The organism is Arthrobacter sp. alpha11c (genome assembly GCF_054149985.1).
Genome location: NZ_CP196747.1, coordinates 630,292 through 651,808, shown reverse-complemented (window position 1 = coordinate 651,808; position 21,517 = coordinate 630,292). Strand labels below are relative to the sequence as shown.

Below are 21,517 nucleotides of genomic sequence, written 5' to 3'. Positions count from 1 at the left end.
GCGCAGTCTGGCGACCGCACAGTCCGCCGAGGCTGTGGCTAGTCTTTGGAACTCTGGCTAAGGGCGATCCACTTAGTCAGGACGCCGGCGGCCTTACCTGAATCCACGGACTCTGCTGCCAGTGTGAAGGCAACCCGCATACGTTCCAAAAGGTCGCCGTCGGCGTTCAGATCAACGGACACCAAGCCAGCGGCGGCATTCAAGAGGACAGCATCACGCACAGGACCTGTCTTGCCATCAAGGACCTCACGTACAACCACTGCATTTGCGGCGGCGTCCCCGCCCCGCAGATCCGCAACGGTGGACGGTTCGATACCGAGCTCAGCGGGTGAGAACACCTGTTCAGTGACAGTTCCGTTCCTTATCTCCCAGACAGTCGATGGCCCCGTGGGCGTCAATTCGTCCAGTCCATCGTCACCACGGAACACGAGGCCGCGGCTGCCGCGACGGGCAAGGACGCCCGCCACCAGAGGAGCCATCCGGGCGTTGGCGACGCCAACTGCCGAAGCCTGAACATGAGCAGGATTTGTCATGGGGCCGAGAAAATTAAAGGCCGTGGGCACAGCCAACTCCCGCCGGGGTACTGCAGTATGACGGAACGAGGGATGGAAAACCTGCGCAAAGCAGAAGGTGATTCCTGCCTCCTCCGCATTCCGGGCAACCTGGTCAATCGAAAGGTCCAGGCGGACACCCAAGGCTTCCAATACATCGGCAGAACCGGACGTCGACGACGCCGCCCGGTTTCCGTGTTTGACGACCTTCGCGCCCGCACCGGCTGCCACAAGGGCTGCCATGGTGGAGATGTTGACGGTGTTAAGCCTGTCCCCGCCCGTTCCCACGATGTCCAGCTTTTCACCGGAGATCTGTATGGGGTTGGCATTCTGAAGCATGGCCTCCACAAGGCCGGTCAGTTCTTCCACCGTTTCGCCCTTGGCACGCAGGGCAACCAGGAAGCCCGCGATCTGCGCGGGAGTCGCTTCGCCGGCCATGATCGTGTTCATGGCCCACTCAGTATTGCCCACTGCAAGGTCGTCGCCGTTGATCAGTGCTGAGATGAGCCCTGGCCAGTTATTGCTGGCTGCAGGTGCCGATGCCGGAGAAGTCACCCCTTGATGCTATCGACCGGGCTGCACGGATGACCAATGTGAACCGGACCGGGAACTTTTCCGCGCGATTTCGCGTCTTTGTAGAAAAAGTCTCCCGAATCGGTGGTTTGCATTGGGAACTCTGGACTTTTACAGACATAATGTCCTTGTGACATCTGCGACCCATGCCCCCAGTACCCCGGCGCACCCGACGCTGAACCGCCCCAATCTGGTTTCTGTTGGAACCGTTGTTTGGCTGTCCAGTGAGTTGATGTTCTTCGCCGGTCTCTTTGCCATGTACTTCACCCTGCGCTCCACATCAGGACTGATGTGGGCCGAGGAGTCGGCCAAGCTCAACTTCCCGTTTGCGCTCGTTAACACGATCGTCCTCGTGGCCAGTTCCTTTACTTGCCAGATGGGCGTTTTCGCCGCTGAGCGGCTTGAACCGCGCCGCACCGGCGGCCCCCTGCAGTTCACCCGCTGGGGCATGAGCGAATGGTTCGTCCTCACCTTCATCATGGGTGCCTTCTTCGTAGCCGGACAGACCACGGAATACGCGATGCTCGTCTCGGAGCACGTATCCCTGTCGTCCAATGCCTACGGTTCCGCCTTCTACATGACTACGGGCTTCCATGGCCTTCACGTCATCGGCGGTTTGATCGCGTTCCTGTTCATTATTGGCCGCGCGTTTGCAGCCAAGAAGTTTGGGCACTTTGAAGCGACATCCGCGATCGTCACCTCGTACTACTGGCACTTCGTGGACGTCGTCTGGATTGGCCTCTTCCTGGTCATCTACGTCCTGAAGTAGCCCGGCTTTGACTCTTTTTCTACAAGAGGCAGAATTTCAAGAAGCGGCTCGCGGAGCCGACGCAGGATCGAATAAAGGAACCACCACGTGAAGGCACTCTCGCAGAAGCGACGTCACCCACTGGCAGCCATTGCGCTGCTGCTGATGGGCCTCCTCCTCACTGGTGGGCTGTACGCCGTTGCCACATCTGTCAACCAGGCCAAGGCCGACACCACCAGCTACAGCGCAAGTGACGTAGAGCAAGGCGGCAAATTGTTTGCCGCCAACTGCGCCACTTGCCACGGCATGGGTGCAAGCGGAACCAAGGACGGCCCCTCGCTGGTCGGCGTGGGCGCCGCAGCAGTTGACTTCCAGGTTGGCACCGGCCGCATGCCCATGCAGATGAATGGCCCCCAGGCGCAGAAGAAGCCCGTTCAGTTCAACGAGGAGCAGACCAGCCAGCTGGCCGCTTACGTTGCATCGCTCGGCGCAGGCCCTGCGATTCCGGAAGAACACCTCCTTGACGAAAAGGGAGATGCAGCCAAAGGTGGCGAGCTCTTCCGCGTCAACTGCGCCATGTGCCACAACGCTGCCGCAGCCGGCGGCGCCCTGACGCGCGGCAAGTTTGCTCCCGCGCTGGCAGATGTCACAGGAAAGCACATTTACGAGGCCATGGCCACGGGTCCGCAGAACATGCCTGTGTTCAACGATTCGAACGTCTCACCCGAAGGTAAGCGCGACATCATCACCTTCCTCAAGACCATCGAAGCCAACGGCTCACCTGGCGGTGCCGATCTCGGCGCCCTTGGCCCGGTGTCTGAAGGCCTCTTCGTCTGGGTTGCCGGCTTGGGCGTCATCATCGCCTTCACCATCTGGCTGACGTCACGCACGTCATAGTCCGGACGAGACAACAAACTTCTGCTGCATGTTCAGCAGTTTCGAACTGAAAATTAACTCGGCCCAGGCCGAGACAACGAGAGAAGGATGAGGCGAATTATGGGCAACCATAGTGACGGCAGTCCGAACCACTCGGGCACCGTAGCTACGGCTGGTCAGAATGAAGTGGAGAAGTTCCAGGATCCTGGGCTTCCTCCGCATCGTTTGCGCCTGGCTGACACGGACCCGGTAGCCGCAAAGCGAGCCGAGCGTCAGGTAGCCATTTTGTTTGGCACCTCTGTCATCGGCACGCTGATCTTCCTGGTGGCGTACTTCGCCATCGATTTGGGCGACGAATCGACGATTGCAAACATCCGTACCCAGAACCTGCTCCTGGGCCTGGGCACGGCGTTCGCAATGCTTGGCATCGGCACCGGCATCGTGCACTGGGCCAAGGCCCTGATGCCCGATCACGAGGTGTCGGAAGAGCGCCACGCTATCCGTCATGAGGAAGATCGCCAGGCTGCGGTGCGCATCGTCGACGACATCGTCGAGGAAACCGGCATTAAGCGTCGCCCGCTGATCCGCAACACCCTTCTTGGTGCCGTTGCCCTTGCTCCGCTCCCTGCTCTCGCTATTTTCGGCGACCTGGGACCGCGTCCTGATGACAAACTCGCACACACCATGTGGGCTCCTGAAGGTGGCAAGCTCAAGCGACTGACCCGCGACCCCGATGGCACTCCCATCAAGGCTTCGGATGTCACCATCGGTTCGGCCTTCCACGTCATTCCCGAAGGTCTCAACGAACTTCACGAAGGCAAGCTGAACGAAAAGGCCAAGGCCGTCGTTCTGCTGATGCGTCTCGATCCCAACTCGCTGAACCCCTCCGAGGGCCGCGAGAACTGGAGCTACAACGGCATTGTTGCTTACTCCAAGATCTGCACCCATGTTGGTTGCCCGGTTGCTCTTTACGAGCAGCAGACACACCACCTTCTGTGCCCGTGCCACCAGTCCACGTTTGACCTCACGCAGGAATGCAAGGTCATCTTTGGACCGGCCAGCCGTCCGCTCCCCCAGCTGCCCATCGCAGTTGACGCAGAAGGCTACCTCGTCGCTACCAGCGACTTCAAAGAACCTGTAGGACCGAGTTACTGGGAGCGTGACGAGCATGAGCGCCTCATCAACAGCTGAAGCCCCCTTCGTAGCGAAGACAAAAGTTGGCCGTTTCACTGATTTCGTGGACGAACGTGTAGGTGGCTCCGGCATCCTGCGCGAGTTCGGCCGCAAGGTCTTCCCGGACCACTGGTCATTCATGTTCGGTGAGGTGGCGCTGTATTCCTTCGTCATCCTCCTGATGTCGGGTACATTCCTGACTTTCTTCTTCGATCCCTCGATGGCTGAAACCCACTACCAGGGTTCCTACACGCCGTTGTACAACGTCGAAATGTCCGTGGCCTACAGCTCATCGCTGAACATCTCCTTCGATGTCCGCGGTGGCCTCTTCATGCGCCAGGTGCACCACTGGGCGGCACTGCTGTTCGTGGCCTCCCTGGGTGTCCACATGCTGCGCGTCTTCTTCACCGGCGCGTTCCGCAAGCCGCGTGAAATGAACTGGGTAGTGGGCGGCGTCCTGCTGATTCTGGCCATGGCTGCCGGCTTCACTGGCTACTCCCTCCCCGATGACCTCCTTTCCGGCAACGGTCTGCGCATCATCGATGGCGTTATCAAGTCCATTCCGGTCATTGGTACCTACATCTCGTTCTTCCTCTTCGGCGGAGAATTCCCGGGCACAGCGATCATTGGTCGTCTCTATGTGCTTCATATCCTTCTGGTTCCGGCCCTGATTCTGCTCATGATCGTGATTCACCTGTTCATGGTTGTGGTGCACAAGCACACGCAGTACCCCGGCCCGGGACGCAACGACGGCAACGTCGTCGGTTACCCCCTTGGACCGGTTTACGCTGCCAAGGCTGGCGGGTTCTTCTTCATCGTCTTCGGCGTCCTGGCCCTTATGGCAGCTGCCTTTACGATCAACCCGATCTGGAACTACGGCCCTTACGACCCCTCTCCGGTTTCCGCCGGTACCCAGCCTGACTGGTACATCGGATTTGTTGACGGCGCACTTCGCCTCATGCCTGGCGTCATCAACAACTTCCACTTTGAATACATCATCTTCGGACACACGCTGACGCTGAACGTCCTGTTGCCGGCACTCGTGCCCGCGGGCATCATCTTCACCGTGCTGTTCATGTACCCGTGGATCGAACGCTGGGTAACCAAGGACAACCGTGAGCACCACGTCCTTGACCGTCCCCGCAACGCACCCACCCGTACCGCGATCGGTGTTGCAGGCTTCACTTGGTACTGCGTCATGTGGGCAGCGGCAGGCTCGGACCTCATCGCAACGCACTTCCACGTATCCCTGAACGATGTCACGTACTGGTTGCGCACACTGTTCTTCATCGGCCCTATCCTCGCTTTCATCGTGACCAAGCGAATCGCACTCGCTCTGCAGCGTAAGGACCGCGAGATCGCCCTCCATGGGCGTGAGACCGGCCGTATCGTACGGCTCCCCCACGGTGAGTTCATCGAGGTACACGCTCCCCTGGACGAGTACAAGCGCTATAAGCTCGTTGGATTCGAATCTCCGGTTCCGTTGCCGGCGACGCCGAACGAACACGGTGTCGTAACCCGCAAGGAAAAGCGGCGTGCAGCGCTCTCCAAGTGGTTCTTCGAAGACCGTGTTGCTCCGGCAACTCCTGCGGAACTCGAAGCAGCACACGCGCATGGCCACCACGAGGCCATCGAAGCTGGCGCGGACCAGAAGAGTCTCAGCCACTAGTTCCAGATTGAAACAAAGAAGGGCACGATCCACACGGATCGTGCCCTTCCTTGTTGTATTTGCCATTTGTGAGTGGGCCGTTACGGACCGACGCCGGCACTATTGACTTCGGTAACCGGAGGAATAGTTGCGTGTGGGCCGGACCCCTGGTCGCTGCAGCGGAACCCAGAGCTTGTAGCGGTCTGCCCGATAGTACGAAACGGAGTAGTCCACCATTGCCCGGGCCACGAAGGCATGACGCTGGATCTTTAGCAGGGGTGAGCCCACGTCCACGTTCAACAGCCTCGCCGTTGAAGGGGATGCGGCCGTCGCCTCGATCATGTCCTCTCCCCATTCCATGACCAGCCCGAAGCGTTCGCTGAGGACGTTGTAGAGCGACGTGGGCGGCGCCTCATCCAATAGCCCCGGGACGCGGTGTGCCGGGATGAAGTTCTCGTCGACGCTCATGGGCTCGTTGTCGGCCAGCAGCAACCGCCTGAAACGGACCAACGGCGTGCCTTCCTCAAGCTGAAGCTCCCGCGCCAGAAAAGCACTGGCAGCAATCTGCTCAAAGCTCAACACCTTGGCAGCCGGAACCATCCCGCGTCGTTGCATCTCCTCGCTGTATGAGGTCAACTTCACTTGGAGATCAAGTTTGGGTTTCTTGACGAACGTACCGAGTCCCACCACCCGCTCAATGACTTCCTCACCCACCAAGGCATCAATGGCTTGCCGTACGGTCATCCTCGCAAGGCCGAACCTTAGCGAGAGGTCCCGCTCAGAGGGCAGCGACGAACCAGGCGGACACGACTGGGCTATGAAACTCCTCAATATCTCCCGTAGCTGGATGTAAATAGGTGTGCTGCTGGTCCGGTCGATTTCACCGGCGATACTCGCGGCTTCAGGCATGACGAGCGCCCAACATGAAATGAGTCATGCCTTAAGGGTAGATCAGCCAGGGCACAGGTCTAGACCAGCTGGTGTACCCGATATGGAGAGCAGGCCAAGCGGCGGCTACGCTTGTATGGATCAAATTTCACGGACGGATATTCCGTCTTAGCAAAGGAGCTGGCTTGCCGGAGCAGAAATCCTTCGTCGCAGCAGAAATAGGCTTGCATGCGCGAGCGGCAGCGGTGTTTGTCCGGGCCGTAACTGACACTGGCCTGCCAGTCACGATAAGGAAGCCCGATGGGCCGCCGGTAGACGCACGCTCCCTCCTGGAAGTCATGACAGAAGACTTTGGCCATGGCTGCGAGGTACTCCTGGAGGTGGCTCTGGACGCCCTCCAAGACGACCAAAGTGTCTCCGACGCTCGTATTGCCCTCCTCAGCCTTTCTACCGTTCTGGAGGGCACTGAAGCCCGATTGAAGGCCCAATGACAGCTCTGGACTATCTAAAAATGGCCAGCGACCCAGGCTAGAGACAGCATAACGACGTCGGGCCCCACCTTTTGGTGGGGCCCGACGTCGTTATGCTGTTTTGCTGCTAGTGGGCGTGGTCGCCACGGCTGTATTCGAAGACCCAACCGACCAGTGCCACAACGGCAAGTCCGCCCGCGATGAAGGTGATCCAGAAACCCACCGCAAGGCCCAGGAAGCCGCTTGCGCACGCAATGCCGAGAACCAGCGGCCACCAGCTCCAAGGGCTGAAGTGCCCCTGTTCGCCCGCGCCCTCGTGAATTTCAGCATCAGGGCGGTCTTCTGGACGCATGCCAATCCGCTTGCCAGTGAACCCCAGGTAAGCGCCGATCATGCCTACGAGACCGGCAACCAGGAGAATACCCAGAACGCCGACCCACTCATGCCATTCCGTCAGGAAGCCGTAGGCGATGGCGACCGGGACAAAGAAGAATGCTCCTGCTCCAAAGAGCCACGATTCAATTTTCACTTGCGAACGTCCTTCTGGTCGGCGTTGCCCAGCAGCACTGCTGCGGGGTCCGGGGACTGGGCGGTGTGGACCTGGGCCAACTCAGGGTGGTGCAGGTCCAGTGCCGGGCGCTCAGAACGGATACGAGGCAGGGAGGTGAAGTTGTGGCGCGGCGGCGGGCAGGAAGTTGCCCATTCCAGCGATGCACCGAAGCCCCAGGGGTCATCAACTTCTACCTTCTTGTTGCTGCGCCAGGTGATGTAGACGTTCCAGAAGAACGGCAGCAGCGAGGCCCCAAGGACGAAGGACGAGATCGTGGAGAACTGGTTCATCCAAGTGAAGTTGTCCTGCGGCATGTAGTCGGCGTAACGGCGGGGCATACCCTCAACACCCAGCCAGTGCTGGATCAGGAAGGTGCCGTGGAAGCCAAGGAATAGAAGCCAGAAGTGAATCTTGCCCAGACGCTCGTTCAGCATCTTGCCTGTCCACTTCGGCCACCAGAAGTAGAAGCCGGCGAACATGGCGAACACAACCGTACCGAAGACCACGTAGTGGAAGTGTGCCACCACGAAGTAGGAGTCCGAGACGTGGAAGTCCAGTGGCGGGGACGCAAGGATAATACCCGTGAGGCCACCAAACAGGAAGGTCACCAGGAAGCCGATGCTCCAGAGCATCGGAGTCTCGAAGGTGATGGAACCCTGCCAGAGAGTACCGATCCAGTTGAAGAATTTCACGCCGGTGGGCACCGCGATCAACATGGTCATGAACGCGAAGAACGGGAGGAGCACGGAACCGGTCACGTACATGTGATGTGCCCAGACGGTGACGGACAGTGCGGCAATTGCGATGGTTGCGTACACAAGGCCCTTGTAACCAAAGATCGGCTTCCGGCTGAACACCGGGAAGATCTCGGACACGATGCCGAAGAACGGCAGGGCGATGATGTACACCTCGGGGTGGCCGAAGAACCAGAAGAGGTGCTGCCAGAGGACGGCGCCGCCGTTTTCGGGGTCGAAGATGTGGGCACCAAATTTGCGGTCCGCACCGAGGGCGAACAGGGCAGCGGCCAGCGGCGGGAACGCCATAAGGACGAGGATGGACGTCACCAGGGCATTCCAGGTGAAGATCGGCATGCGCCACATGGTCATGCCGGGGGCACGCATGCAGATGATCGTGGTGATGAAGTTGACGGCACCCAGGATGGTACCGAAGCCCGACAGTGCGAGGCCGAAGACCCACAGGTCACCGCCGACGCCGGGCGTAAAGGTGGTGTTCGACAGTGGCGCATACGCGAACCAGCCGAACGATGCAGCACCCTGCGGAGTGATGAAGCCGGACACAGCAATGGTGGAGCCGAAGAGGAAGAACCAGAAGGCCAGCGCGTTCAATCGCGGGAAGGCGACGTCGGGGGCGCCAATCTGCAGGGGCATGATGACGTTTGTGAAGCCCGCAAACAGCGGTGTCGCGAACATCAGCAGCATCACTGTGCCGTGCATCGTGAACATCTGGTTGTACTGTTCCTTGGTCTGCAGTATCTGCATACCGGGTTCGAACAGTTCTGCACGGATCAACAGCGCCATGACGCCACCGAGGCAGAAGAACACGAAGGACGCGATGAGGTACATGTACCCGATGGTCTTGTGGTCCGTGGAGGTGATCCAGTTGACGACTATGCGTCCCTTGGATTTAGGAACTACGGGAGCCTCTAGGGTCCCGGCGGATTGAGTGTAAGTAGCCACGTCGCTCCCCTTACTTGGTTTCGATCAGGTCCGGGTTGCGGTCGTATTCCGCACCGAGCAGGCCCGTGTTGCCATCCTGGCGAAGCTTGTCCATGTGGTCCTGGAATTCAGACTCGGAGACAACCTTGACGCGGAACAGCATTTCGGAGTGGTATTCACCGCAGAGTTCGGCGCACTTGCCATCGAAAGTGCCCTCCTTGGTGGGAGTGAACCTGATGTAGTTGGTCTTGCCGGGGATCATGTCCCGCTTCTGCAGGAAGGCCGGAACCCAGAAAGAGTGGATGACATCGCGGGAGTTCAGCTCCAGGTCAACCGACTTGCCAACGGGCAAGTACAGCGTGGGGAGCAGGTCCTTGTTGACCTCGTTGCCGGTCAGGTGGGCCTGAACGCCGGCCTCGTGGAGGTCTTCGTTAATGACCTCGCCCTTTTTGTAGTTGAAGTCCCAGGCCCACTGCTTGCCGCGGACGTCAATGACGACATCTGCCGGCTGTGAGCGGTCATCGATCGCGCGCTGGTCCTGGTCGGTGAAGTAGAAGAACACCAGCACCATGAACAGCGGAATGGTCAAATAGAAGACCTCAAGCGGCAGGTTGTAGCTGAGCTGCTTCGGGAATCCCGTGGTGCCCTTACGGCGGCGGTAAGCGATGATGCACCAGACCAGGAGGCCCCACGTGATGATACCGACTGCCAAGGCGGCGATCCATGAGTTGACCCAGAGGTCCATGATCCGGTCAGTGTGGTTGGTCGTGCCGCGCTCAGTTGGCAGCCAACCCTTCTCTACCTCTGGTGAACATCCGGTCAAAACCAACGCGCCGGCTAGTGCCAAGCCAGTGATCGAGGTGATCTTTATGCGTCGGCTGCCGGTTCGGTTCTGCGAACTCACAGACGGCCCTTCCTCTTGTTGCTGTCTCCCGGCAGGCCAAAGGCCACCGGGCACACTAAAAGTTTTACTACCCGATGTAGAGCTTACCGCTATGAAGCGGTTTTCGCGCACATGTCGGCGCCGTGGCTCCGAATGCGTTGGAACGCATGCGGAGGGGCGCCGACATGCGGCGATAGCTCACGTCAGTGGAACGAGTCGCCGCAAGCGCAAGACCCGCCGGCGTTCGGGTTATCAATGGTGAAGCCTTGCTTCGAGATGGTGTCCTCAAAGTCGATGCTGGCCCCACTCAGGTACGGGACGCTCATCTTGTCCACTACCACTTCAACGCCGTCGTAGTCACGGACGGCGTCGCCGTCGAGCAGACGCTCGTCGAAGTAGAGCTGGTAGATCAAGCCGGAGCAGCCGCCCGGCTGGACTGCAACGCGCAGACGCAGATCGGTGCGCCCTTCCTGTTCGAGGAGGCTGCGGACCTTGCCTGCTGCGACATCGGTCAGATTGACCTCGTGCGTGGGAAGCTCCTCGTCGGGGACGAGCTGTGCTCCGGTGCTGTTTTCGTTGGTTGCAGTGCTCATTGGCCTACCTTCTTATGACGCTCCTGGCGGCGGCGCCGGAACGCAGCCTGCCCTTACCCAATTACGTACGGGTTATAGCTCCATGCTACGTCGCGCAGACGCTGAGCTATAACTTCTGACGTAACCACGGACCGCATTTACTTGTTCCCGGCGTGCCCCGCCATCCATAAACGACACACCTAAACGCCATTGCGATGCTTAGCGATCAAGGCCTTCGGCATTAAGCCGCGCCAGCATCAGCGACTCCGCCAGCACAGCATGACGGAAATCGCCGATGTCCAGTGATTCGTTGGCACTGTGGGCGCGGGAATCCGGATCCTCTACACCTGTCACCAGAATCTGGACATCGGGATACATCTCGGTCAGGTCGGCAATGAACGGGATGGAACCGCCGATTCCCATTTCCACGGGTTGGACTCCCCAGGCCTCCCCCAGGGCCCAGAGTGCCACCCTGGCAGCTGCTGAGGACGTATCGGTCGCGAAGGCATTGCCCCGCTCCCCCGGCGTGAATGTTACTTCGGCACCGAATGGTGCGCGGGACTCAACGTGGTTCTTCAAAGCCTCCATGGCGGCGTCGGGATCTTGTCCGGGGGCCAGCCGCATGCTGAACTTGGCCCGGGCCGCGGGAATGAGCGTATTTGAGGCAACGGCAACGGCGGGAACATCCATGCCGATGATGGACAGCGCCGGCTTTGTCCACAAACGGGAGCCGATCGTCCCGCTCCCGGCGAGTTTGACGCCGTCGAGCACTGAAGCGTCGGCGCGGTATTCGGCCTCCGTCAGGTCAACCGCAACGTTGTCATTTCCAACAAGGCCGGCCACGGCGACATTTCCTTCGTCGTCGTGGAGGGTCGCGATGAGACGGGACAGCAGGGTGGGGGCGTCCAGCACCGGGCCACCGTACATTCCCGAATGCACCGCATGCTCCAGTACACGGACTTCGAAGGTGCCATCCACGAGCCCGCGAAGGCTGGTGGTCAAGGCGGGAATGCCCACCTTCCAGTTGCTGGAGTCCGCCACCACGATCACATCGGAGCGGAGAAGCTCGCGATGTTCCTCAAGGAATGTCCGAAACGTGGGCGAGCCCGCTTCTTCCTCGCCTTCAAAGAAGAAGGTCACGCCGAGGCCAAACTCATCCCCCAGGACCTGCGTCGCAGCAGCGTAAGCCGCCAGATGGGCCATGATGCCGGCTTTATCGTCAGCCGCGCCGCGACCATAGAGCCGGCCTTCCCGTTCCTCCGCAATGAAAGGCTCGGAGGTCCATAGAGTCCGGTCGCCTGGAGGCTGGACATCATGGTGCGCATACAAGAGAATCGTGGGCTTACCGTCGCGGGCGGGACGGCGGGCGACGACGGCGGGACCGCCGGGCGTTCCGTCCAATTTGTCGCAGCGCAGAATTCGGACGTCATCCATTCCCGTTGCCCTTACCAAGGAGGCGACAGCTTCGGCGCTGCGATCCAGTTCGGCGGGGTCGAAGCTTGGCCACGCGATTCCCGGGATACCGACGAGGTCCTTCAAGGAGCCAAGAGTCGTGCTGAATGATTCATCGACTGCTTTAGCCAAAGCGGCTATAACTTCGGAGTGGATGGCCTCGTTGGACGACGGATCCTCAGTGCTGTGGCCGGAGTTCCGTCGCTGATTCTGCGGGATCTCCGCATGTTCTGATGTCATGCCCAAACTTTACAGCTGACCAGGAGACGGCAAAGGAAGGCGCGATGGGCTCCCAGCTCGAAGGACACCACGGGCTCCCGTAATCTGCGCCACCTTCCTGCGGGGTATTCTGTATGGGTGTTCGGACGCAAAAAGGAAGAGCCCAGCGCTCAAGCAGTAGTTGACCAGGCGCATGCCGCCGCCCAGGAACCGGGTGCCGGAAAGGGCGCCCCTACCCCCAAGCGGAAGGACCAGGAGGCAGCTCGAAAGCGCCCGTTGGTGCCCACTGACCGCAAGGCTTCCAAGGAGGCCGAACGCGTAGCGATTCAGGACCAGCGCCAGAAAATGCGGCAAGCACTGGATACAGGTGACGAAAAGTACCTGCCGCTGAGAGACAAGGGTCCCCAGAAGCGTTTCGTTCGGGATTATGTGGACGCCCGGTTCAGCCTCGGCGAATACCTGATGTTCGGCGCCCTGCTCTTCGTGGTGATCTCGCTGATTATCCCGGCCACCAGTTCACAGATCACCTACGTCCTGGTTGGATTCTGGATCATGTTCCTTGCCGTCTTTGTGGATGTTTTCATCCTTTCGCGCAAGCTCCGCAAGCGCCTGGGCGAGAAGTTCGGTGAAGTCGAGCGCGGATCAGTCTGGTATGGATGCATGCGCGCTCTGCAGTTCCGCAAGCTCCGCCTCCCCAAGCCGCAGGTCAAGCGCGGCCAATACCCCGCTTAGCGCCACGCCGAAGAGGCCCCAACCCACTACTAATACGAAGACCCCGGACCATTGGTCCGGGGTCTTCGTATTGGGCCTTCGTGTTGGTTCGTTCCTGGGTAGAACGTTTTGACTAGCGCGAGGCCCGCTTCCGGATCTTGACGAGGCCCTTGTTGATGCGTGATGCCCAGAACGGGCCCTCATAGAGGAACGCGGTGTAGCCCTGCACCAGGGTTGCCCCTGCATTCAAACGGTCCTGGACATCCTGGGCTGACTCCACGCCGCCCACGGCAATGAGTACGAGCTGATCTCCCACGGCGTCCTTGAGTCGTCGCAGGACCTCCAGTGATCGCTGCTTCAGCGGGGCACCTGAAAGCCCGCCGGCTCCCAGTGATCCAACCTTCGCAGCATCAGTGGCGAGGCCGTCCCGGGCAATGGTGGTGTTGGTTGCGATGATGCCGTCCAGCTTGAGGTCAAGCGCAAGCCGGGCGACGTCGTCGATGTCCTCATTGCTCAGGTCAGGCGCAATCTTGACCAGGAGTGGAACATGGCGACCAGCAGCTTCATCTGCAGCATCCCCCACGGCCCGGAGCAGCGGCCGAAGAGTTTCCACGTTCTGGAGCAACCGTAGCCCCGGCGTGTTGGGCGAACTGACGTTGACCACCAGGTAGTCGGCGGCGGGAGCGAGGCTCCGGGCGCTGACGAGGTAGTCTTCTGTGGCCTCATCCAGCTCAACAACTTTCGTCTTACCGATGTTGACACCAATCACGGGTCGTACATCGGCGTGGAGGCGCTGCAGTGCAGCTTTCGCCGACTTGAGTCGCGGAGCCACCGCTGCTGCACCATCGTTATTGAAACCCATGCGGTTGATGACGGCGCGATCCTCAATCAATCGGAACAAACGCGGCTTTTCGTTGCCCGGCTGCGCCTGCCCGGTGATGGTTCCGACCTCTACATGGCCAAACCCCAGATCGGCCAGCGCTTCGATTCCGTGGCCTTCCTTGTCAAAGCCGGCCGCCAAGCCGAAGGGAGAGGGGAACGTCAACCCAAAAGCTTCGGTTCGAAGGGACGCATCCGGAGCTGTGATCCTGGCAAGAACCCGGCCTGCACCGGTGCGGTGGGCCGCCCGGATCGCTTGAAAGCCGATCTTGTGTGCTTTCTCGGCATCCATCCAGGAGAAGGCGAGCTTGAAGAAGGTGGGGTAAACACGCATGGTCCTAGTTTTCCGGTTTACTGACAACTCACCAAACCCGTGACCTTGCCTGCGGCTAGCATGTAGGCATGCCGCTACAAGATCGTGATGCAGATCATGGGAATCGAATCCTCGCCGACGTCATCGTCGTAGGTGCAGGCTTGTCCGGACTGGTAGCGGCAGCAACTGCTTACGCGGCAGGCAAGCGCGTGGCGATCCTGGACCAGGAACCAGCCGCATCCCTGGGTGGGCAGGCGCATTGGTCCTTCGGGGGCCTGTTCATGGTTGACACCCCGGAGCAGCGCCGGCTCGGTGTCAGGGATAGCCCTGAGTTGGCGCTCTCGGACTGGATGGCCTCCGCAGGCTTTGACCGAGCAGACGACGCGATAGCGCGGCAGTGGGCCGAAGCCTATGTCCAGTTTGCTTCTGGTGAGAAGCGCGCCTGGTTGAAGAGCCTCGACGTCGGCATCTTCCCTTTGGTGCAATGGGCAGAACGCGGGGGTTACGGCCCCCAGGGACATGGAAACACTGTTCCCCGGTTCCACGTCACGTGGGGAACGGGCCCCGCCCTCGTGGAACCGTTTCTGGCCAAGGTGCAGGAAGGTGTTCAGGCCGGGAGGGTGTCCCTGCACTTCCGGCATAGGGCTACTTCATTGACGACGACGGCCGGCCGGGTGGCGGGCGTCTCGGGCCAGATACTGGAACCCTCGACGGCGGTGCGCGGCCAAGCGTCCTCGCGAACCGCCGTCGGGGGTTTCGAGGCCACGGCGGGCGCTGTCGTAGTGACCACAGGCGGCATCGGTGGCAATCACGAGACCGTGCGTCGGCAATGGCCGGGCAACGCCGCACCGGTCGACATGCTCAGCGGTGTTCCCGCATCAGTGGATGGTGATTTCCTTCCTGTTGCGGAATCCCTCGGTGCAGCGTTGGTGAATGGAGACCGCATGTGGCACTACCCCGAGGGAATCCACAACTACGATCCCGTGTGGCCCAAGCACGGCATCCGCATCCTTCCCGGTCCGTCATCGCTGTGGTTGGATGCCGAAGGGCGACAGTTGCCCGCACCTCTGTTTCCGGGCTTCGATTCCCTTGGCGCGCTTCGCCACATCGTCGCCACCGGTCACAGCTACTCGTGGTTCGTCCTGAACCGCACCATTGCGCTGAAGGAACTCGCCCTTTCCGGTTCCGAGCAGAACCCGGACCTGACCGGGAGGGACGTGTCACTGCTCGTTTCCCGACTGAAACCAGGCAGCGATACTCCCATACAACGTTTCCTGGACAAAGGCATCGATTTCATTCAGGGATCCTCGCCCCATGACCTTGCCGGGAAAATGAACGCACTCACGGGGAATCAACTGATCAACGCTGACCAGTTGGACGCGCTGGTGCGGGCCCGCGACCTTCAAGTGGCAAGCGGGCTGGGCAAGGACCCCCAATTGGCTGCTATCCGGGCGGCCCGCCGTTTTGCCACTGACAAACTGATGCGGGTGGCTCCCCCGCACCGCCTGGCGGATCCTGCCCACGGACCGCTCATTGCGATCAGGCTGTCCGTCCTGACAAGGAAAAGCCTGGGAGGGCTGCAGACTGACCTTCGCTCCCGGGTCCTGGACCAGGAAGGCCGGGTGATCCCGGGCCTTTACGCAGCCGGTGAAGCGGCGGGCTTCGGCGGAGGCGGTATCCACGGGTACAGGGCGCTGGAGGGAACTTTCCTGGGTGGATGTCTTTTCACCGGCAGGGCCGCGGGACGCGATGCTGCGGCGAGTGTCTAAGCTGAAGGCATGGATTGGTCGACCGACATACTGGGAATGGACTTCCAGTCATGCGCCTTGGACGTGGAAGGACCTTACGGTGTGGTGCGCCGTGCAACCTTGGTCCGTCACCGGCCGGAGTCGACCACCCAGGAGGGCCAGGCAACGCACGGCGCATTGCTGTTCCTGCATGGCTGGAGCGACTACTTCTTCAACGTGGAACTTGCCAGGTTTTGGGCAGGGCACGGGTACGAATTCTATGCATTGGACATGCACAACCATGGAAGGAGCCTGACCTCAGGTTCGCCGGGTGGATACGTGGCCAACCTTGGCGACTACGACGCCGAAATCAGCCGAGCCCTCGAGGTCATCCACAGCGACAGCCTGGGACCTCGCCGGAACGGCGTGGCCATGATGGGCCATTCCACCGGAGGCCTCATCGCAGCATTGTGGACGAGCAAGCACCCGGGCCAGGTGCAACACCTGATACTCAACAGTCCTTGGCTCGAAATGCATGGCAACTCGATTGTCAGGCGCGCCGCACAAGTCATGGTGGGACCCATTGCCAGAGTCCGCCCCGAGATGGTCTTAAGGCTGCCGGAGCGTGGATTCTACTTCCGTAGCATCAGCAATACCGCCGAAGGCGAATGGCCGCTGGATGAAAAGTACCGGCCACCCCTTGCCTTTCCCGTCAGGGCCGGTTGGCTTAGCGCCGTCCTGGCGGGCCACTCACAGGTTGCACGCGGCCTGGACCTGGACATCCCGGTCCTGGTTCTGACATCGGCCGCCAGCGCCAACGGAATGGTGTGGCAGGAGTCCATGCGGCGTTCGGATGCTGTACTGGACGTCAGCATCATCGCACTGCGTGCCATGGCCTTGGGCCGCAGCGTGACTCTGGAAAGAGTGGATGGCGGGCTGCATGATGTCTTCCTGTCCGCACCCAACGTCCGGGCAGATGCCTACGCGAGGCTTTCACGATGGATTCGCGGGTACATGGAAAGTGACTTGCCGCAGGTACGGCAGGAAGGGGACGCATGACCACCACTGAAGAGTCGGTATCTCTGTGGCAACCGGACATCCTGGGCGCCGGATACGAACGCCTGGAACTCCCCCTGTCTCCTGACGAGGAGGGCGCGGTCAAAGCAACACTCGTCCGGCATGCCCCGCCAGTCACAGCCGCAACTCCTCACGGCATCCTTGATTTCTTCTCCACCTTCACGCAACGCAGGCGACGTACGGCGTCCATGGATCCCACGGGGGCGCCACGAGTGGTTCTCTACCTGCACGGTTGGGCTGACTACTTCCTCCAGACCGAACTCGCCGAGTACCTGACGGCGTCAGGCTTTCATTTCTACGCGCTGGATCTTCGGAAATTTGGACGGAGCCTGCTACCCGGTCAGACGCCCGGATACACCACCGACCTGGCTGTCTACGACGAAGACATCGAAGCAGCCTTGCTGGAGATCGAACGGGACGTTGTGGCCAGGACCAACAGTCCAGCGTCGCCAACCATTCACATGCTCGCGCACTCCTTGGGCGGCCTGATTGCTTCTTTATGGGCGGACCGCCATCCAGGCAGGATCGGGACACTTGTCCTGAATTCGCCATGGTTGGAGCTCCAGGGCAGCAGCCTGATTCGCAGCATCGCCATGCACCTGGTGGAGCCCTTCGCGCGAACCGACCCCAAGCGTCCGTTCAGGTTTCCCGAGATGCCTGCCTACTGGGAGAGCGTCAGCAGCCAAGCCCACGGCGAGTGGCCGCTGGATCCCGTCTGGCGTCCGCGCGGCTCATTCCCCATCCGCGCTGGTTGGACAAAGGCAGTGCTTGCCGGCCACAAAGCGGTAGAGCGAAAACTCAACATCGATGCCCCTGTGTTGGTCCTTTTATCGGGCCGGACACGGATCCAGGCCGAATGGACGTCGGACCTCATGAGGGCCGATGCCGTGATCGACGTCGAGGAGACATCCCGGCGCGCGTTGGGCCTGGGCAGGAGAACGGCTGTGTTCCGCTACCCGGGGGCGCTGCACGACATCTTCTTGTCGCGGAGGACCATCCGCCACCAGGCGTACCGTGATGTGTCGGTCTGGCTTTCGTCTTACCCGTATTGAAGTAGCAGACCCATGCTAGTTTCCGGCTGGCGCTGCGTCGACTGCCCCACCGTAGCGGCGATCCCGCTTGGCATAGATCTCGACGGCGTCCCAGAGTGTGCGCCTGTCGACGTCAGGCCACAACGTGTCCATGAAGACGAATTCGGCGTATGCGGACTGCCACAGCAGGAAGTTTGACAACCTCTGCTCCCCGGAACTGCGCAGGAAGAGGTCCACGTCGGGGAGGTCCGGCTCGTCCAGGTACTTCTGGATGGTCTTTTCCGTCACCGATCCCGGCTTGAGGCGCCCGGCGGCAACGTCCTCAGCTATGGCCGAGACGGCGTCGGCGATTTCTGCCCGGCCGCCGTAATTAACACACATGGTCAATGTGCAGGTGTCGTTGGCCTTGGTGAATTCTTCGGCCTCTTCAAGCTCACGGATCACCGAGCCCCAGAGCCGGGGCCGTCGACCGGCCCAGCGAATCCGGACTCCCCATTCATCGAGTTGGTTCCGTTGGCGACGTAGCACATCTTTGTTAAATCCCATCAGGAAGCGGACTTCCTCTGGGGATCGGCGCCAATTCTCGGTGGAAAACGCATACACGCTGACGTATTTGATGCCTAGTTCAATGGCTCCGGCCATAACGTCCAGCAGTGCCGGCTCGCCGGCCTTGTGCCCCTCAATTCGCGGCAGTCCCCGCTGGTTGGCCCAACGTCCATTGCCATCCATGACAATCGCTACATGCTGCGGAATAAGTTCACTCGGAATGGTGGGCGGAACGGCACCTGAAGGATGTCCGTAGGGGGCCACTACGGGCGAAGTCCGCGCCCGGGTTGTCTTGCTTTTCTTTCCAAGTGCCACAGTCAGCTTCGCTCCACGTGTTTGAGTGATTTCAAGGCGCGTTCCAAATGCCATTGCAGGTAACTGGCCACCAGTCCGGCCGCTTCGCGTCGATGCCGCGAATCCGAGGCGTCAGCGACGCTCCAATCCCCGGTCAGGAGGGCTCCGAGCAACAGCACGGTTTCCGGCGCCGGAGCCGGTGAGCCGGGCGGGCGGCAATCGCCACACACCATACCCCCCAGTGGCGCGGCAAAGGCCGTGTGCAGGCCGGGCCTGCCGCACCGGGCGCAATCAGTAAAGCTCGGCGCCCATCCGCCAGTGGCCAACGCGCGCAAGAGATAGGAGTCCAGAATAAGTTCCGGAGCATGGTCCGAGCGGCTGAGCGCTGCCAAGGCACCTACCAGGAGGTTGTACTGGGCGGTGCCGGATTCAGCGTCCGCGTCCGTAAGCTTCTCGGCCGTCTCTGTCATGGCAGCAGCTACAGTAAAGCGGCCATAGTCCGCTGCAATGCTGCTCCCATAGGCGCCTTTGGCAACAGCCTGGGTGACGATATCCAGAGTCCGGCCGGAGATGAGCTGCAAGTCCGCCACCATGAACGGTTCCAGCCGGGCGCCGAAACGGCTGGTGGTCCTCCGCACACCTTTTGCGACCGCACGTACTTGCCCGTGATGCTTGGTCAGCAGGGTAATAATCCGATCTGCCTCGCCCAACTTATGGGTGCGGAGCACAACGGCATCGTCCCGGTAGGACCGTGCTGCAAATGAGGAGGGATTGGCCACAACTAATCTTCGCACTAAGCCAGTGTCCAAGGAGGACCACAAGACCGTGTGGTGACGGTATTTCCCGTCACCACACGGTCCAGGCGTTAGGCCCGGGCGTCCCGAACTGCCCGGTTTACGGCAGAGATGAGTGCCTTGAGTGAGGAAGTGGTGGTGCTGGGGTCGATTCCCACGCCCCAGAGGACACGTTCGCCCACCGCGCATTCAACATAAGCAGCCGCGCTTGCGCTGCCACCCTCTGACAATGCATGTTCGCTGTAGTCGAGCACACGGACATCAACGCCGTCGTGGTGCAGGATGTCCAGGAGCGCGGCGATTGGGCCGTTACCATGGCCGGTCCTGCGCACCTCTACGCCATCGATCCGCAGGTTTGCGTTCATGGTCATGGCGCCGGTCTCATCCGTTTCGGTGCTTACGCTACCCAAGGAGTACCGGCCCCACTGGGCTTGTTCCTCATCGGAGGGCAGGTATTCATCCTGGAAGATCTGCCAGAGCTGTGCCCCGCTGACCTCGCCACCAACAGCATCTGTCCGGCGCTGGATGACGCCGGAGAATTCAATCTGGGCGCGCCGCGGCAGGTCGAGATTGTGCTCGTTCTTCAGCAGGTATGCCACGCCGCCCTTGCCGGACTGCGAGTTGACCCGGATAACAGCTTCATAGCTTCGGCCCAGGTCCTTGGGATCAATAGGCAGGTACGGAACCTGCCAGGTGAAGTCGTCCACGGGTACGCCTGCCGCGGCAGCATCCTTCTCGAGTGCTTCGAAGCCCTTCTTGATGGCGTCCTGGTGCGAGCCGGAAAAGGCAGTGAAGACAAGGTCGCCGCCATAGGGCGAACGTTCGGGAACCGGCAACTGGTTGCAGTACTCGACCGTGCGGCGGATCTCGTCGATGTCAGAGAAGTCGATCATGGGGTCCACGCCCTGGACAAACATGTTCAGGCCCAGGGTGACGAGGTCAACGTTTCCTGTGCGCTCACCATTGCCGAACAGGCAGCCCTCAATGCGGTCTGCTCCAGCCAGGTAGCCGAGTTCCGCGGCAGCAACGCCGGTACCACGATCGTTGTGCGGGTGCAGTGAAATGATGATGCCGTCGCGGGGATGCAGATTGCGGTGCATCCACTCGATGGAGTCGGCATAGACGTTGGGAGTTGCCATCTCCACCGTGGCCGGCAGGTTGATAATGACCTGCTTGTCCGCTGATGCTTCAAAAACATCTGCAATCGCATTGCAAACGCGGGCTGCATACTCCAGCTCGGTTCCGGTGAACGACTCCGGAGAGTACTCGTAGGTGATGTGGGTATCGGTCAGCGTCTCTTCATACTTCTTGCAGAGGCGGGCACCCTGCAGGGCGATATCAAGGATGCCGTCCTCGTCCTGGTTGAAGACAACCCGGCGCTGCAGCACAGAAGTGGAGTTATACAGGTGCACGATCGCCTGCTTGGCACCCACCAAGGACTCGTAAGTCCGTTCAATCAGGTGTTCACGCGCCTGGGTGAGGACCTGAATAGTGACATCGTCCGGAATGTGGCCGCCTTCGATCAGCTGCCGAACGAAATCAAAGTCGGTCTGGGATGCGGAGGGAAACCCAACCTCGATCTCCTTGTATCCCATGTTGACCAGCAGCTGGAACATCTTCAGCTTGCGCGCCGGGCTCATGGGATCGATCAGCGCCTGGTTACCATCGCGCAGGTCCACTGCACACCAGCGTGGGGCCTTGGTGATGACTTTGTCCGGCCAAGTACGATCCGGAACTTCGACAGTGATCTGGTCCTGGAACGGCAGGTAGCGGTGAATCGGCATACCGGAGGGCTTTTGTGCATTACGCATGTCGTGTTGGCCTTTTCTCTAAGATCTAAATGAAAGCTTAGCCGGGCACAACTAA

General features: G+C 60.5%; 20 protein-coding genes. 9 read left to right on the top strand and 11 right to left on the bottom strand.

Features of this window, described 5'->3' with window-relative positions:
• Positions 1-38 precede the first annotated feature (38 nt).
• Positions 39-1,106 carry an anthranilate phosphoribosyltransferase gene (gene trpD / locus ACTAQJ_RS03010; RefSeq protein ID WP_431115324.1) on the bottom strand — a complete coding sequence of 356 codons (1,068 nt, stop codon included), beginning with the start codon at positions 1,104-1,106 and terminating at the stop codon, positions 39-41.
• Positions 1,107-1,254: 148 nt separating this feature from the next.
• On the opposite strand from trpD, the gene ctaE reads away from it, so the two are divergent.
• The 4 genes from ctaE to qcrB all read left to right on the top strand — a co-directional run bounded on the left by ctaE (position 1,255) and on the right by qcrB (position 5,590).
• A complete protein-coding gene (gene ctaE / locus ACTAQJ_RS03005) occupies positions 1,255-1,893 on the top strand; it encodes an aa3-type cytochrome oxidase subunit III (RefSeq protein ID WP_431115325.1) in 639 nt (212 codons plus the stop codon).
• Between the two features lie 87 nt (positions 1,894-1,980).
• Positions 1,981-2,769: a cytochrome bc1 complex diheme cytochrome c subunit gene (gene qcrC / locus ACTAQJ_RS03000; RefSeq protein WP_431115326.1), complete on the top strand. Its 789-nt coding sequence runs from the start codon at positions 1,981-1,983 to the stop codon at positions 2,767-2,769.
• A 99-nt stretch (positions 2,770-2,868) separates the two neighbouring features.
• Positions 2,869-3,939, top strand: a complete 1,071-nt coding sequence (qcrA, locus tag ACTAQJ_RS02995) for a cytochrome bc1 complex Rieske iron-sulfur subunit (RefSeq protein WP_498700581.1) — start codon at positions 2,869-2,871, stop codon at positions 3,937-3,939.
• On the top strand, positions 3,917-5,590 hold the full coding sequence (gene qcrB / locus ACTAQJ_RS02990) for a cytochrome bc1 complex cytochrome b subunit (RefSeq protein WP_431115329.1): 1,674 nt from the start codon (positions 3,917-3,919) through the stop codon (positions 5,588-5,590). Before qcrA ends, qcrB begins: the two co-directional genes overlap by 23 nt.
• 99 nt (positions 5,591-5,689) lie before the next feature.
• Here qcrB and ACTAQJ_RS02985 read toward each other — a convergent pair whose 3' ends face one another.
• Positions 5,690-6,478: a GntR family transcriptional regulator gene (locus tag ACTAQJ_RS02985; RefSeq protein WP_431115330.1), complete on the bottom strand. Its 789-nt coding sequence runs from the start codon at positions 6,476-6,478 to the stop codon at positions 5,690-5,692.
• 164 nt (positions 6,479-6,642) lie between these two features.
• Here ACTAQJ_RS02985 and ACTAQJ_RS02980 point away from each other — a divergent pair, with 164 nt between their 5' ends.
• Positions 6,643-6,948 carry an HPr family phosphocarrier protein gene (locus ACTAQJ_RS02980; RefSeq protein WP_498700578.1) on the top strand — a complete coding sequence of 102 codons (306 nt, stop codon included), beginning with the start codon at positions 6,643-6,645 and terminating at the stop codon, positions 6,946-6,948.
• A 106-nt stretch (positions 6,949-7,054) separates the two neighbouring features.
• On the opposite strand, the gene ACTAQJ_RS02975 is transcribed toward ACTAQJ_RS02980, so the two are convergent.
• The 5 genes from ACTAQJ_RS02975 to ACTAQJ_RS02955 form a co-directional block, all read right to left on the bottom strand.
• Entirely contained in the window at positions 7,055-7,456 is a 402-nt protein-coding gene (locus ACTAQJ_RS02975; protein WP_498700576.1) for a cytochrome c oxidase subunit 4, read from the bottom strand.
• Positions 7,453-9,174 carry an aa3-type cytochrome oxidase subunit I gene (ctaD, locus tag ACTAQJ_RS02970; protein ID WP_216925611.1) on the bottom strand — a complete coding sequence of 574 codons (1,722 nt, stop codon included), beginning with the start codon at positions 9,172-9,174 and terminating at the stop codon, positions 7,453-7,455. Before ctaD ends, ACTAQJ_RS02975 begins: the two co-directional genes overlap by 4 nt.
• 10 nt (positions 9,175-9,184) lie before the next feature.
• Positions 9,185-10,057 carry an aa3-type cytochrome oxidase subunit II gene (gene ctaC / locus ACTAQJ_RS02965; protein WP_431115332.1) on the bottom strand — a complete coding sequence of 291 codons (873 nt, stop codon included), beginning with the start codon at positions 10,055-10,057 and terminating at the stop codon, positions 9,185-9,187.
• A gap of 182 nt (positions 10,058-10,239) precedes the next feature.
• On the bottom strand, positions 10,240-10,629 hold the full coding sequence (locus ACTAQJ_RS02960; protein WP_216925609.1) for a HesB/IscA family protein: 390 nt from the start codon (positions 10,627-10,629) through the stop codon (positions 10,240-10,242).
• Between the two features lie 198 nt (positions 10,630-10,827).
• Positions 10,828-12,300 (bottom strand): dipeptidase, encoded by a 1,473-nt coding sequence (locus tag ACTAQJ_RS02955; RefSeq protein ID WP_498700575.1) that lies wholly within the window; start codon positions 12,298-12,300, stop codon positions 10,828-10,830.
• Positions 12,301-12,417: 117 nt separating this feature from the next.
• Between ACTAQJ_RS02955 and ACTAQJ_RS02950 the strand changes: the two genes are divergently transcribed.
• The gene (locus tag ACTAQJ_RS02950) at positions 12,418-13,011 is read left to right on the top strand and encodes a DUF3043 domain-containing protein (RefSeq protein ID WP_431115334.1); all 594 of its coding nucleotides are present in this window, start codon (positions 12,418-12,420) and stop codon (positions 13,009-13,011) included.
• Between the two features lie 112 nt (positions 13,012-13,123).
• Here ACTAQJ_RS02950 and ACTAQJ_RS02945 read toward each other — a convergent pair whose 3' ends face one another.
• A complete protein-coding gene (locus tag ACTAQJ_RS02945) occupies positions 13,124-14,203 on the bottom strand; it encodes a quinone-dependent dihydroorotate dehydrogenase (protein WP_477515706.1) in 1,080 nt (359 codons plus the stop codon).
• Positions 14,204-14,271: 68 nt separating this feature from the next.
• Between ACTAQJ_RS02945 and ACTAQJ_RS02940 the strand changes: the two genes are divergently transcribed.
• The 3 genes from ACTAQJ_RS02940 to ACTAQJ_RS02930 are packed head-to-tail and all read left to right on the top strand — an operon-like array spanning position 14,272 to position 18,038.
• Positions 14,272-15,951, top strand: a complete 1,680-nt coding sequence (locus ACTAQJ_RS02940) for an FAD-binding dehydrogenase (protein ID WP_477515707.1) — start codon at positions 14,272-14,274, stop codon at positions 15,949-15,951.
• A gap of 9 nt (positions 15,952-15,960) precedes the next feature.
• On the top strand, positions 15,961-16,968 hold the full coding sequence (locus ACTAQJ_RS02935; protein WP_498700570.1) for an alpha/beta hydrolase: 1,008 nt from the start codon (positions 15,961-15,963) through the stop codon (positions 16,966-16,968).
• Entirely contained in the window at positions 16,965-18,038 is a 1,074-nt protein-coding gene (locus tag ACTAQJ_RS02930; RefSeq protein WP_431115338.1) for an alpha/beta hydrolase, read from the top strand. The genes ACTAQJ_RS02935 and ACTAQJ_RS02930 overlap by 4 nt, the downstream gene beginning before the upstream one ends.
• Before the next feature lie 15 nt (positions 18,039-18,053).
• On the opposite strand, the gene ACTAQJ_RS02925 is transcribed toward ACTAQJ_RS02930, so the two are convergent.
• The 3 genes from ACTAQJ_RS02925 to leuA all read right to left on the bottom strand — a co-directional run bounded on the left by ACTAQJ_RS02925 (position 18,054) and on the right by leuA (position 21,462).
• Positions 18,054-18,878, bottom strand: a complete 825-nt coding sequence (locus tag ACTAQJ_RS02925; RefSeq protein ID WP_431120233.1) for an isoprenyl transferase — start codon at positions 18,876-18,878, stop codon at positions 18,054-18,056.
• A 2-nt stretch (positions 18,879-18,880) separates the two neighbouring features.
• The gene (recO, locus tag ACTAQJ_RS02920; RefSeq protein WP_431115339.1) at positions 18,881-19,651 is read right to left on the bottom strand and encodes a DNA repair protein RecO; all 771 of its coding nucleotides are present in this window, start codon (positions 19,649-19,651) and stop codon (positions 18,881-18,883) included.
• Between the two features lie 71 nt (positions 19,652-19,722).
• Positions 19,723-21,462: a 2-isopropylmalate synthase gene (gene leuA, locus ACTAQJ_RS02915; RefSeq protein ID WP_431115340.1), complete on the bottom strand. Its 1,740-nt coding sequence runs from the start codon at positions 21,460-21,462 to the stop codon at positions 19,723-19,725.
• Positions 21,463-21,517: the final 55 nt, after the last annotated feature.